At 56.9% G+C, this 12506-nt stretch carries 12 protein-coding genes; 8 read left to right on the forward strand and 4 right to left on the reverse strand.

Translation table 11 applies throughout. The annotated features are described in order from the left end of the window. Position 1 precedes the first annotated feature (1 nt). Entirely contained in the window at positions 2–781 is a 780-nt protein-coding gene (locus ACR0EV_RS15475; RefSeq protein WP_480800900.1) for a TIM barrel protein, read from the forward strand. A 15-nt stretch (positions 782–796) separates the two neighbouring features. On the opposite strand, the gene ACR0EV_RS15480 is transcribed toward ACR0EV_RS15475, so the two are convergent. The 3 genes from ACR0EV_RS15480 to iolC are packed head-to-tail and all read right to left on the reverse strand — an operon-like array spanning position 797 to position 3447. Continuing rightward, positions 797–1636 carry a class II fructose-bisphosphate aldolase gene (locus ACR0EV_RS15480; protein ID WP_480800901.1) on the reverse strand — a complete coding sequence of 280 codons (840 nt, stop codon included), beginning with the start codon at positions 1634–1636 and terminating at the stop codon, positions 797–799. Next, positions 1633–2469 carry a 5-deoxy-glucuronate isomerase gene (locus ACR0EV_RS15485; RefSeq protein ID WP_480800902.1) on the reverse strand — a complete coding sequence of 279 codons (837 nt, stop codon included), beginning with the start codon at positions 2467–2469 and terminating at the stop codon, positions 1633–1635. The genes ACR0EV_RS15480 and ACR0EV_RS15485 overlap by 4 nt, the downstream gene beginning before the upstream one ends. 9 nt (positions 2470–2478) lie before the next feature. Further along, the gene (gene iolC, locus ACR0EV_RS15490; RefSeq protein ID WP_480800975.1) at positions 2479–3447 is read right to left on the reverse strand and encodes a 5-dehydro-2-deoxygluconokinase; all 969 of its coding nucleotides are present in this window, start codon (positions 3445–3447) and stop codon (positions 2479–2481) included. Between the two features lie 124 nt (positions 3448–3571). On the opposite strand from iolC, the gene ACR0EV_RS15495 reads away from it, so the two are divergent. Together ACR0EV_RS15495 and ACR0EV_RS15500 are read left to right on the forward strand one after the other, a co-directional pair. Then, positions 3572–4675 carry a Gfo/Idh/MocA family protein gene (locus tag ACR0EV_RS15495; RefSeq protein ID WP_480800903.1) on the forward strand — a complete coding sequence of 368 codons (1104 nt, stop codon included), beginning with the start codon at positions 3572–3574 and terminating at the stop codon, positions 4673–4675. A 38-nt stretch (positions 4676–4713) separates the two neighbouring features. Then, entirely contained in the window at positions 4714–5847 is a 1134-nt protein-coding gene (locus ACR0EV_RS15500; protein WP_480800904.1) for a Gfo/Idh/MocA family protein, read from the forward strand. Here ACR0EV_RS15500 and ACR0EV_RS15505 read toward each other — a convergent pair whose 3' ends face one another. Beyond that, positions 5848–6846, reverse strand: coding sequence for a LacI family DNA-binding transcriptional regulator (locus tag ACR0EV_RS15505; RefSeq protein ID WP_480800905.1), 999 nt, complete (start codon positions 6844–6846; stop codon positions 5848–5850). Between the two features lie 473 nt (positions 6847–7319). On the opposite strand from ACR0EV_RS15505, the gene ugpB reads away from it, so the two are divergent. The 5 genes from ugpB to ACR0EV_RS15530 all read left to right on the forward strand — a co-directional run bounded on the left by ugpB (position 7320) and on the right by ACR0EV_RS15530 (position 12503). After that, complete coding sequence (gene ugpB, locus ACR0EV_RS15510; RefSeq protein ID WP_480800906.1) at positions 7320–8636, forward strand: sn-glycerol-3-phosphate ABC transporter substrate-binding protein UgpB; 1317 nt, start codon at positions 7320–7322, stop codon at positions 8634–8636. A gap of 76 nt (positions 8637–8712) precedes the next feature. Beyond that, positions 8713–9594 carry a sn-glycerol-3-phosphate ABC transporter permease UgpA gene (ugpA, locus tag ACR0EV_RS15515; RefSeq protein WP_480800907.1) on the forward strand — a complete coding sequence of 294 codons (882 nt, stop codon included), beginning with the start codon at positions 8713–8715 and terminating at the stop codon, positions 9592–9594. Beyond that, on the forward strand, positions 9594–10442 hold the full coding sequence (ugpE, locus tag ACR0EV_RS15520) for a sn-glycerol-3-phosphate ABC transporter permease UgpE (RefSeq protein ID WP_480800908.1): 849 nt from the start codon (positions 9594–9596) through the stop codon (positions 10440–10442). Before ugpA ends, ugpE begins: the two co-directional genes overlap by 1 nt. A gap of 1 nt (position 10443) precedes the next feature. Beyond that, the gene (locus ACR0EV_RS15525; protein WP_480800909.1) at positions 10444–11529 is read left to right on the forward strand and encodes an ABC transporter ATP-binding protein; all 1086 of its coding nucleotides are present in this window, start codon (positions 10444–10446) and stop codon (positions 11527–11529) included. Then, a complete protein-coding gene (locus tag ACR0EV_RS15530) occupies positions 11526–12503 on the forward strand; it encodes an HAD-IIA family hydrolase (protein ID WP_480800910.1) in 978 nt (325 codons plus the stop codon). The genes ACR0EV_RS15525 and ACR0EV_RS15530 overlap by 4 nt, the downstream gene beginning before the upstream one ends. The last annotated feature ends 3 nt before the right edge of the window (positions 12504–12506 follow it).

Raw genomic sequence — 12506 nt, forward strand, 5'->3', positions numbered from 1 at the left:
CATGCCTCAACCCTTTCAGCTTGCGGCGTGCGCTGAGATGCTTTGGCTGGACAAGCCTATCGACTGGCGTGCCGCGCGGCTGACCGAAATGGGGTTTGGTGTGGGCCTTTGGAACTGGCCAGATTGGGATCTGGGCAAGCTGGAACGCGTTGGCGCGAACTACACGATCATGAACGGGTATCTACAGGGGCGCCTTGCGGACCAGGAAGGCGCTGACATGCTGCTGCGATCCGTGCGCGAGACAGCGCAGATTGGCAAGCGCTTGGGCGTGGATCGTCTGAACCTGCACGGTACGGGCTTGGGTGATGGTGGAATTCCAATCTGGCAGCACGAGGTCGTGACCGGAGACATGTGGCTGACAGCGCGGGACACATTGCACCGCATCTGTGATCTGGCGGAACAGGAAGATGTTGTTTTCACGCTGGAAAACCTGAACCTGTTGGATCATCCCGGTTGTCCCTTTGGGTCGACCGAAGACGTTCTGGCGCTGGTTTCGTCCGTCGACCACCCGCGTCTGCGGATCAATCTGGACCTTTATCACACCCAAATCGGCGAAGGCGATTTGATCCGTTGGTGCGAGAAATGTTTGCCATGGATTGGAGAGGTTCAAGTTGCGGATAACCCTGGTCGATGTGAACCCGGAACCGGTGAGATCAATTATGCCGCCGTTGCACGGGCGCTGGATGACATGGGGTATAGTGGACCTGTCGGTCTGGAGGCTTTCGCAGCAGGTGACCCGGAAACAGCGCTCGAGGCTTTCCGGGTTGCCTTTACGATTTAAGGACGCTGGCGGACTTTACCTTTGAGGCGGTGCACCAAAGGCACGGATTACGGTGCGGGCGGCGGCCTCGACCGGGTCATGGGTTTCTTTCAGGATAGTGACCCGATCAAACCTTTCAGGATCGCGATTGACGGCGTCTCGCATAGCGTGACCAAACGCCATACGCAGTTCCGTCCCTATGTTGAACTTGCAGATCGAGGTCTCTCGAGCCAGTTTCATGCGCTGTTCCACCGGCACGCCTGACCCGCCGTGAATGACCAACGGCACCTCGGTCATGGCGTCAATCTCGGCGATGCGCGTCTCGTCCAGGCCACCTTCTTTGTTCTGCTGCAAGTGGACATTGCCGACCGAAATCGCCATTGCGTCCACCCCGCTTTCACGTGCGAATTTCGCGGCCTCTTCGGGATCGGTGCCGTTTGATCCTTCACCGCCAGAATAACCGACAAACCCAATCTCGCCCTCGCAGGATATCCCCGCTGCGTGGGCCATTTCTGCAATCGCGGCCGTCTCATCAATATTCTGCTGCAACGGTTTGCGGGACCCGTCGAACATCAAAGATGTGAACCCGCTGTCCAGCGCGATCTTGCAGTCTTCGAACGTGTAACCGTGATCCAGATGAGCCACGACCGGGACCGAGGCGTTTTCGGCCAGATAGCGGAACATTTTGCCGAGAATGGGCAGCGGCGTGTGTTGACGGCAGCTCGGCCCCGCTTGCAAAATCACAGGCGCATTCTCGGCTTCGGCAGCGGCCACATAAGCGCGCATGTCTTCCCAGCCGAGTGTGACAAGCCCGCCCACGGCATAGCCCTGTTCGTAGGCAGGTTGCAGGACGTCCTTTAGCGTGACGAGGGTCATTTAAACTTCGCGATCATGTCTTTGATGCCCGGGATCGTTTCGATCTGATAGGCATGTGTGGGTTGGAAATACTGCACCAACGAGCGTTGGCTCAGCCCGCCGAGGATGGTGAAATAATACATCTCATACCCGGGTAGCACGCAGCACGGATGGTAACCGTTGTCGATGCAGATCGTTGAGCCATCGACGATGTGATAGGCATCACCGGGTTCGTTATCCTCGCGTTGCAACATCTGCAGACCCGAACCCCAGTTGGGTTTGAAGCGGAAGTTATAGGTCTCGTCGTGGCGCGTTTCGTCCGGCAGGCGGTTGGTGTCGTGCTTGTGGCTGGGAAAGCCCGACCAGCCGCCCTGACCAACGGTAAACAACTCGCTCACCAAAAGGCGACCGACTTTGTCGTGTTGCTTCTGTCCGAGGATGTGCTTGATCTTGCGATGCGTTTTGGTGTCGTCGCTTCCGTATTGAACAAGGTCGTGCTGGCGCACATCAAACGGGTCCAGCACCTTGTCGTATTTGGCGCCGGCAATGAACACTTCGGTCTCATCTGACATGCAAACCATCTGCACTTTCGCGCCGACAGGCACATAGACGCCTTCGGGCTCGCCATCCCAGACATCTTCGCCCCGGTTACCTAGTTTCGGGAAGGCAACACCTTCGACGTCGACGTCGACGCTGCCGGTGGCTGGCACGATGCAGGTCTCATAGCCGGGAACCTGATATTCGAACGCCTCACCCTTTTTCAGTTTAACGATGTTGAAATAGTTCAGCGGAACTGTTGGATCGTCGGTATCGACGATCGGATTGTTCTGATTGTCATAGGGCGCGATGTGCATGGGGGTCTCCTATGTGGTCGGGCCGGGGTGTGAGGCGAGGAACGCGTCCAATTCCGAGGTCGTTGGCATGGCTGGCGCGCATCCCGGCTGGGATACGACGATCGATGCACAGGCCGAGCCGCGCATGACCGCATCCCGCAGGTCATGCCCCGCAGCAATTGAGGCCAACAGACCCGACATGAAACTGTCGCCTGCCCCGTTGGGTTTGACAGCCGTGACCGGGTAGATGCCGGTTTCGATCTCTTGCCCGTCCGTCAACGTGACAGCACCTTTTTCGCCCATCTTGTAGATGACGATCCGACCGGGTTTTTCCGCCAGCTGCTTGGCCTTGGCAAAGCCCTTGTCGATACCGCCAGCCATGAACCCGAACTCTTCGTCATTGCCGACGATCAGGTCGCTGGCTTCACCGGCCCGCGACAAGACTTCGGCGGCCACCTCGGGCGAAGGCCAGCTGTAGGGGCGGTAGTCGATATCGAAGATGATTGGCAGGCCAACGGCTCGGGCGTTTTCGAACGCACGGAATGTGGCGCTGCGCGATGGTTCGGATGCAAAGACCGTGCCCGCCGAGATGACTGCCGAAAAGGACGAATAATCGACCTTGTTCATGTCCTCTTCAGTGACCTGAAAATCGACGGCCCCATTGCGGTAAATAACGTTCTGAAAGTTCTCGATCCGGCTTTCATAGACGGCCAGCGACATACGGTATTCACCGCCCAAAACGCGGATATACGAGGTGTCTACGCCATAGTGGTGCAGGCGGTTCAGGCAGAACCGGCCAACGGCATCATCAGAGACGGACGTGATCAGCGACGCTTGACTGCCCAGTTTGACCAACCCTGCACAAATGTTTGCAGATGACCCACCCAGATCGGCATGGAACGTATCGGCATCTTCGCTTTTGACTCCGATTGGGTCGGCGTACAGGTCCATACCTGCGCGGCCCAGAACGGCGAAGCGGTTTCCTTTGATACCATCCATCAAAGCGCTCAAGTCATGTCCTCCGGCAAAGTGGGGTGTGCAAAGTTTGGACCTTGCGCTGAATCGATTCACACGATACTGATTTTGCAACCGGTTGCAAATGATATGTTCGGAGCCGTTACAGATGCCTGAAATCGGAATTGGAATTGTGGGTGGCGGCTATATGGGCAAGGCTCATTCCGTTGCCATGTCGGCTGTCGGCGCGGTTTTTAACACTGCATTAAGGCCCCGGCTTGAGGTCATTTGTGCGTCCAGCCCCGAAAGCGCTGAACGTTACCGGACAGCTTATGGTTTTGACCGCGCAACTGACGATTGGCGCGTGCTGGTTGAAGACCCCAGGGTCGAGGCCATTGTGATCGCCTCACCGCAATCCACGCATCGTCAGATCGCCGAAGCAGCTTTTGGTCTGGGCAAGCCCGTTTTGTGCGAAAAGCCACTAGGTGCATCGCTTGAGGACAGTCAGGCCATGGTTGCGGCGGCCGAAGCCGCAGGCGCTGTGAACATGGTTGGGTTCAACTACATTCGCACGCCCGCCAGCCAGTTTGCCCGCCAACTGATCGCCGATGGAGAGATCGGTGACATCACGTGGTTCCGGGGCGAGCACACCGAGGACTTTTACGCTGATCCGCAGGCCCCCGCCACGTGGCGCACAACGGGCATGGCCAATGGCACAATCGGAGATCTGGCGCCGCATATGGTGAACGGAGCGATGGCCTTGGTTGGTCCGATTGCGCAGGTGATGGCCGATGTGGAAACCGTGCATAAAACTCGGCCCGGAGGCGAAGTCACGAATGACGACCACGCCCAGATGATGTGCCGGTTCGAAAACGGTGTTATGGGCAATCTGTATTTCAGCCGTGTCGCGACGGGTCGAAAAATGGGCTATGCTTATGAAATATCAGGCACAAAGGGCGCAATCCGGTTCGATCAGGAGGATCAGAACGCGCTGTGGCTGTATAAGCGGGAAGGGCCCGAAGCCGCGCGTGGGTTCACCAAGATTCTGACAGGCCCCGCGCACCCGGATTATGAACCCTTCTGTCAGGGTCCGGGTCACGGCACCGGTTATCAGGATCAGATTATCATCGAGGCCAAGGACTTCCTGCAGGCCATACACACCGGAGAGGCGATCTGGCCGACCTTCCATGTCGGGCACGAGGTCAACCGCGTGCTGGCCGCCGCCTTGGCGTCGTCAGACCAGCGACAATGGAAAGACATCAGCGATTTCTGATCGCTCAATCTATGAAATTCTAAAGAGAGACGATGACCATGGCTAAGTTGAGATGGGGCATGATCGGGGGTGGTGAAGGCAGCCAGATTGGGCCTGCCCATCGCTTGGGTGCTCAGGCTGACGGACTGTTTGAATTTGCTGCTGGCGCGCTGGATCACCGGCCCGAAGCGGGTCGCGAATACGCGCAACGACTGGGCGTTACTGCCGATCGCGCCTATGGCGATTGGCAAGAGATGCTGGCGGGTGAGAAAGACCGGGATGATCGAATTGATCTGGTGACCATCGCCACGCCAAACTCGACCCATTTCAAGATCGCCAAGGCGTATCTTGAGGCGGGCTTTAACGTGTTGTGCGAAAAGCCGATGACCATGACGGTTGAAGAGGGCGAAGAGATCGTCCGCGTCGCTGAAACTTCGGGCAAGATCTGCGCGGTGAACTATTGCTATTCCGCTTACCCAATGGTGCGCCAGGCGCGTGCGATGGTGCGAGCAGGCGACATCGGCAAGGTGCGGTTGGTGGTGACGAACTTCAGCCACGGTCATCATGGCGATGCGACCGATGCGGACAATCCGCGAGTGCGCTGGCGCTATGATCCTGCGATGGCGGGTGTCTCGGGGCAGTTTGCAGATTGCGGTATCCACGCGCTGCATATGGCAAGCTTTATCTGCGATGACGAGGTTAAGACCCTTTCCGCCGATCTGGCCTCGACCATCGCGAGCCGTGAACTGGAAGACGATGCAATGATCAACTTCCGGATGGAGGGCGGCACGGTCGGACGCCTTTGGACGTCATCAGTGGCGATTGGGCGCCAGCATGGCTTTGATATTCAGGTCTTTGGGGAAACCGGCGGGCTGCGCTGGGCGTCCGAGCAACCTAATCAACTGATCTATACCCCGGTAGGTGGGCGCACTCAGATCATCGAGAAAGGCGAGGGCGGTCTGCATGACGAGGTTCAGCGCTTGTCTCGGGTCGCAATCGCGCACCCCGAAGGCTTCCCGCTGGCGGTGGCCAATATCTATTGCGATCTGGCCGATGCAATCCGCGGTGAAAGCCGGGATGGTTTGCCCGGAGCCGCAGATGGTGTGAGGTCCATCGCAGCGGTTCATGCGGCTGTTGCTTCAGGCAAAGCGGATGGCGCTTGGCAGGATGCCCGTCCACCGATGTTCCGCTGATCAGGGGCGGGGCCGCAACGTGCCCCGCTCAATCACCCGGCAGGGGAAGATACGGGCCTCGGGATAGCGCTGGGGCTCTTTCAACATCTCGACAACCAGATCGACAGATGAGGTTATGATCTGTTTGATCGGCTGGTGAATCGTCGTCAGATCGATGTTTTCCCAGCGCGACATTTCCATGTCGTTCAATCCAATGATTCCAACATCTTTGCCCGGCTGCAAACCGTGATCTTTTAGCGCTGAAAGTGCGCCAATGGACAGAATGTCGTCACCGCAGAAGTAAGCCTGGGCCGGATTGTCGGCCAACAGGTCCAGCATCTCGGCCCGCCCGGCCTCGAAAGAGTAAGCCCCAGCAAAACAATGGTTTACTTCAATCTGCGGGTGCTCAGCCATCTCTTCCATGAACCCGCGATGTCGGTCCAGGGCTGAGGTCGCGTCTTTGGGACCGCCCAGATAGCCGACACGGGTGTATCCGCGTGCCAAAAGCTCACGGGCGGCCATACGCCCGCATTCCACGTTGTCGATGCCGACGACATGCACTTCGGGTGAAGTGGCCGAGCGTCCAAACGTGTGGACCACGGGCACACCCGCGTCATGGAACGCCTTGGCAAAGCTGGGCGGCAGCGTCGACGATGCCACGATGGCAGCATCCACCGAATATTGCCGCAACATGCGGACGGAATTGGCGGGCTCGGTCTCATCCGTCAGGTTCACGATCAAAGGGCGCAGGCCGCGTTCTTGCAGGGCGCGTGTGAACTGATCGAAGACCTCAAGGAAAATGGGGTTGTGGAAGTTGTTCGAAATCAAGCCGATCAGCTTTGTCCGCCCCGTCGTCAAAGACGAAGCAAGCGCGTTAGGGCTGTAACCCAATTCGCGCGCCGCTTTTTCGACCTTGCTGCGAGTTTTTGCAGAAACCGAAGCGCCTTCGGTGAAGGTGCGAGAGACAGCGGATCGCGAAACACCGGCGAGGGCAGCGACGTCTTTGAGTGTCACGCTCAAGGGTGGCTCCAAGGGCAAAAGGGAAGGGGCATTGAGGCGATTGTCATTGTAAGTTCATTATGCACTATCAGCCAACGCCCGCAACCGGTTGCAAAATATCTAATGACAGACCTTCGGTCGTAAAACCTTCATTGAAATGTGAGTAATGTGTTCCGAAACAGCGCAGGTGCCAAAGCTCTGCCTTTCGGTTCAGTTGCCTTGACCTAAGACACACTGGAAACGGACGTAAATGCAGCTGCGCTCAGCAACCAGTGATCAAGAATGTCTATTTCGCGGAACTGGGCGCTATGTGTTCAATTGAAATCGAACGCTTGGTGTTTGCAGCCAAAGCCAGAAGAAAATCTTCGTTTTGGTTCATTTGAACACTGTGGTACTTCATGTGAACGTTACAGAATCGCATTACAGGGCGGTCAGGCGTCAATCTTGACACGACCTGCCCCAACATTGCTTTGTGACCCAGCCTGGAGGATCCAATGAAAACAACGACGAAATACGCTGCTGCGACCGCTGCGATTTTCGCTGCGCCTACCGCCTTTGCCGCCGATAAGGCAGAAGTTCAGTTCTGGCACGCCATGGGCGGCCAGTTGGGCGAAATCACCGACAAGTTTGCCGATGATTTCAACGCACAGTCGGACAGCTGTGTGATCAACTCGACCTACAAAGGCAACTACACCGAGAACATGACCGCCGCCATCGCCGCCTTCCGCGCGGGCGAGCAGCCGCATATCGTTCAGGTTTTTGAAGTTGGCACTGCAACCATGATGGCCGCAGGTGACAAGGGTGCGATCTATCCTGTCTACAAGCTGATGGAAGACGCGGGCATCGAATTCGATCAGTCGAAATATCTGCCGGCTGTGATTTCATATTACACGGACACCGACGGCAACCTGCTGTCGCTGCCTTTCAACTCGTCGACCCCGGTTCTGTGGTACAACAAGACCGCTCTGGACGCGGCGGGTGTTGCCGTTCCGACGACATGGGATGAAGTGGAAGAGGTGGCGCGCGCGCTAAAGGCCAACGGTGTTGAAAAGCCGTTTTCTTTCGGCTGGCAGTCGTGGTCGAACCTCGAAAACTATTCGGCTTGGCATAACATTGACTTTGGTTCTGAAGAAAATGGCTTTGCCGGCCTGTCGACCGAATTCACCTTCAACAACGACGCGGTTGTAAACCACATCCAACGTATCGCCGACATGGGCAAAGAGGGTCTGTTCGTCTATGGCGGTCGTCGGGGTGACAGCCGCGGTCAGTTCGTCAACGGCGAGACTGCTCTGTGGATCAACTCGTCAGCCTACTATGGCGGCTTCAAGAACGACATCAAGGATTTCGAGTTCGGTCAAGCCATGTTGCCGCTGGATTCCTCTCTGGCTGACGCGCCGCAGAACTCGATCATCGGTGGCGCGACCCTTTGGGTTCTGAACGGACACGAACAGCCCGAATACAAGTGCGCGGCCGAGTTCTTCCAGTTCCTGTCAGAGCCAGAGCAGCAAGCCAATTGGCATCAGACCACGGGTTACGTTCCCATCACCACGGCTGCGTATGAGCTGTCAAAGGAACAGGGTTTCTATGAGACCGATCCGGGCACCGACACCGCCATCAAACAGCTGAGCCTGAACGAGCCCACACCGGCTTCGAAAGGTCTGCGCTTTGGCAACTTCGTTCAGATCCGCGACGTGATCGACGAAGAGCTGGAAGCTGTCTGGTCGGGTGAAAAAGATGCTCAGACCGCAATGGATGATGCTGTGAAACGTGGTAACGCCCTGCTGCGCAAGTTCCAGGACGCAAACAGCTAAGATGCCCCCTTATGGCGCGGTCCCCTTTGGTTCAAAGGGGCCGCGTTCTCGATCCTACTGACTACTGAGATCTGAAATGCAGAAACGCGTCGTCTTCCGATCCAAGCTGCTGCCTTACCTGCTGGTGGCACCACAGATCGCCATCACGCTGATCTTCTTTTTCTGGCCATCCTATCAGGCGTTGGAAAGTTCGTTCTTTGTTGAAGATGCGTTTGGGTTTTCCCGCAACTGGGTTGGAATGCAGAACTATGCTGAACTGTTTGCCGATCCCGGTTATCTCAAATCCTTCAAAACCACGCTGATTTTCAGCGTTTCGGTCGCCGCTCTCGCCATGAGCATCTCGTTGGGCCTGGCCGTTGCGGCCAACCGTGTAATCCGGGCCGCGACCGCGTATCGTACCTTGCTCATCTGGCCTTATGCGGTTGCGCCGGCTTTGGCAGGTGTGATCTGGTATTTTCTGATGAACCCGAGCCTTGGAATTGTCGCCTATTGGCTGAAAGGGTTGGGTGTGAACTGGAACCATTATGTGAATGGTGATCAGGCACTGCTGCTGGTGATTGTTGCGGCGGCGTGGAAGCAGATCAGCTATAACTTCCTGTTCTTTTTGGCCGGTTTGCAAAGCATCCCGAAATCCCTGATCGAAGCCGCTGCCATTGACCGTGCCAGCCCAGCGCGGCGGTTCTGGACGATCGTGTTCCCGCTGCTGACACCCACCACGTTCTTTCTTCTTGTGGTCAATCTTGTCTATGCCTTCTTTGACACCTTTGCCCTGATCCACGCGACAACCGAAGGGGGCCCGGTCGATGCGACCTCAATCCTTGTCTATCGCGTCTATTCCACCGGCTTCGTCGGTCAGGATTACGGCAGTTCAGCTGCTCAGTCGGTTATTCTGATGGCGCTGGTGGTCGGCATGACCTTCATCCAATTCCGCTATATCGAGCGCAAGGTGAACTACTGATGGTCGAAAATCGCCCCTTCCTGACCTTTCTGACCCATGCTGCGCTGATCACCGGCGTTCTGTTCCTGTGCTTTCCAGTCTGGATGGCGCTGGTGGCATCAACACACAGTGCCGGTGCGCTGTCCTCATCCCCCATCCCAATGTGGTTTGGCGATCAGGGCTGGCAGAACTATTCCCTGTTGATCAGCCAGGGCCTGCCCGAAGCGGGTGGAGTACCGCTGGGCCGCATGATGCTGAACAGTGCGATTATGGCGTTTGGGATCACCTTCGGCAAAATCGCCATCTCGATCATCTCGGCCTATGCTGTGGTCTATTTCAAGTTTCCGTTCCGCATGGTCTTTTTCTGGATGATTTTCATCACCCTGATGCTGCCGGTCGAGGTGCGCATTCTGCCCACCTTTGACGTAGTCACCAAAATGGGGCTGCTCAACAGCTACGCAGGGCTGATCGTGCCGCTGATTGCCTCGGCCACTGCAACGCTTTTGTTCCGTCAGTTCTTTCTGACCATCCCCGATGAAATGGTCGAAGCCGCGCGGATCGATCGCGCTGGACCATTGCGCTTCTTCTGGGACATCTTGCTGCCGCTGAGCCGCACAAACATCGCGGCGCTGTTCATCATCCTTTTCATCTTTGGCTGGAACCAATACCTGTGGCCGCTTTTGGTGACCACGGACGAAGGTCTCTACACCATCGTTATGGGCATTCAGCGCATGGTGAATTCGGGTGAAAGCCTGCCGGTTTGGCATCTGATCATGGGCACGGCCGTTCTGGCGATGATCCCGCCGGTTCTGGTTGTGATTGCAATGCAAAAGCTCTTTGTCAAAGGGCTTGTGGAAAGCGAGAAATAATATGGCCAATCTGAGCATCAGATCCCTGGGCAAAACCTATCCCGGCGGCGTTTCGGCTGTGCGCGACGTCAATGTCGAGATCCAGGATGGTGAGTTCATCGTACTGGTCGGCCCATCGGGCTGTGGCAAGTCGACTATACTGCGGATGATTGCAGGACTTGAAACCATCACGACGGGTGATCTGGATATCGATGGTCGCCGTGTGAATGATCTGGAACCCGGAGATCGGGACATTGCAATGGTGTTCCAGAACTATGCGCTTTACCCGCATATGACTGTGCGCGCGAATATGGAATATGGCCTGAAAAACGAAGGTCTGCCCAAAGACGAGATTGCCGAGCGCATTGCTGAAGCCTCGCGAACGTTGCGCTTGACGGAGTATCTGGACCGCAAGCCGCGCCAGCTTTCGGGCGGGCAGCGCCAGCGCGTTGCCATGGGGCGTGCCATCGTACGCAAACCGAAAGTATTTTTGTTCGATGAACCGCTGTCCAACCTCGACGCCAAGCTGCGTACCCAATTGCGGGCCGAGCTGAAGGCCCTCCATGCCCGGCTGAACGGCACCTTTATCTATGTGACCCACGATCAGGTCGAAGCGATGTCGCTGGCAGACCGCATCGTGATCATGAGCGAGGGGCAGATCGAACAAATCGGCACACCGATGGACTTGTATCTGCGCCCGGCAACGCGTTTTGTCGCAGAGTTTATCGGCACACCGGCGATGAACTTCATCGACGCAACGGTTGGGTCTGATGGGCATTCTTTGCAGATCGGCGAGCAAATGATTGCGTCCGACGCGCCCATTCAGGCACCGGCAGGCACATCGGTGAATGTGGGTATTCGCCCGGAACATCTTCATCGTGGGCACGGTCACGCGATGCACGTAAAGCTCACAACCGGTTTTGTCGAACAGCTTGGCGCGGACACGATCGTGCATGGCGAAGTGTCTACCAACGGCACGCCTTCGCCTCTGGGTGTTCGTCTTCAGGGTGTTCACATGCCTGAACCTGGCAGTGAACTGGAACTTGGGGCGGCTTTGTCAGATCTGCATCTTTTTGATGCGGCCTCTGGGCGTCGTTTGAATACATGAGCGTTGACACAAGCAGGCGGTCCTCGACTCCACCTAAAGAGCCTTCTGGACCCATCTGGGACGACATCTCGCGTGCCGTCACGCCGGATATGGCGTTTCGCTGGTACGAAGACATTCGCGATCGCCTGCCCACAGCGCCAAGCCAAACGGGCGCGTTGCAACAAATCTCCGATCTGGGGGAAATTGCAGATCATGCCGACGTGTTTGTCTTTGATGCGTATGGTGTGCTCAACACGGGAACGATCCCGATACCAGGTGCGGCCCGGCGCGTGTCTGACCTGCGCGCGGCTGGTAAATCAGTGTTTGTGCTGACCAATGCTGCCAGTTACGCGGCCGCCCAAGCGCGCGAAGTTTTCCGGGATCTGGGCTTTGATTTTACGTTGGAAGAAATCGTTTCCAGCAGAATGGTGTGCGAGCGACATTTACCGCATCTGCCAAGCGGTCAGAGTTGGGGCGTCGCTGCCCCTGCCGATTGGGCCGGGGATGAGGTCGATGTACCCACAATACAACTGCTGGACGATATTGAAGTCTATGATCAGGCGGGTGGCATCCTGTTTCTGAGCACGCTGGACTGGAACAGCGATCGTCAAGCGCTGTTGCTCGACAGTCTGGCCCGCAATCCCCGGCCCGTTGTTGTGGCGAACCCGGATCTGGTTGCGCCGCGTGAAACCTGCCTGACGCGCGAACCCGGATTTTATGCACATGATCTGCAATCCCGGCTTGGGCTGAAGCCGCAGTTTCATGGCAAGCCATTTGCGTCCGTGTATCAAGAGGTCGAACGCAGGTCAGGCGCGGTCGACCCCCGTCGCATTGTCATGGTCGGGGATACGTTGCATACCGACATTCTGGGGGCGCAATCGCATGGCTGGAGATCCGTTCTGATCACTAATCACGGCCTTTTTGCCGGCCAACGCGTGCAAAAATACATTGATGACAGCGGGTTGTACCCGGATTGGATCGCACCAAACATCTGAAAG

It is taken from the genome of Ruegeria sp. CF8 (assembly GCF_056537285.1).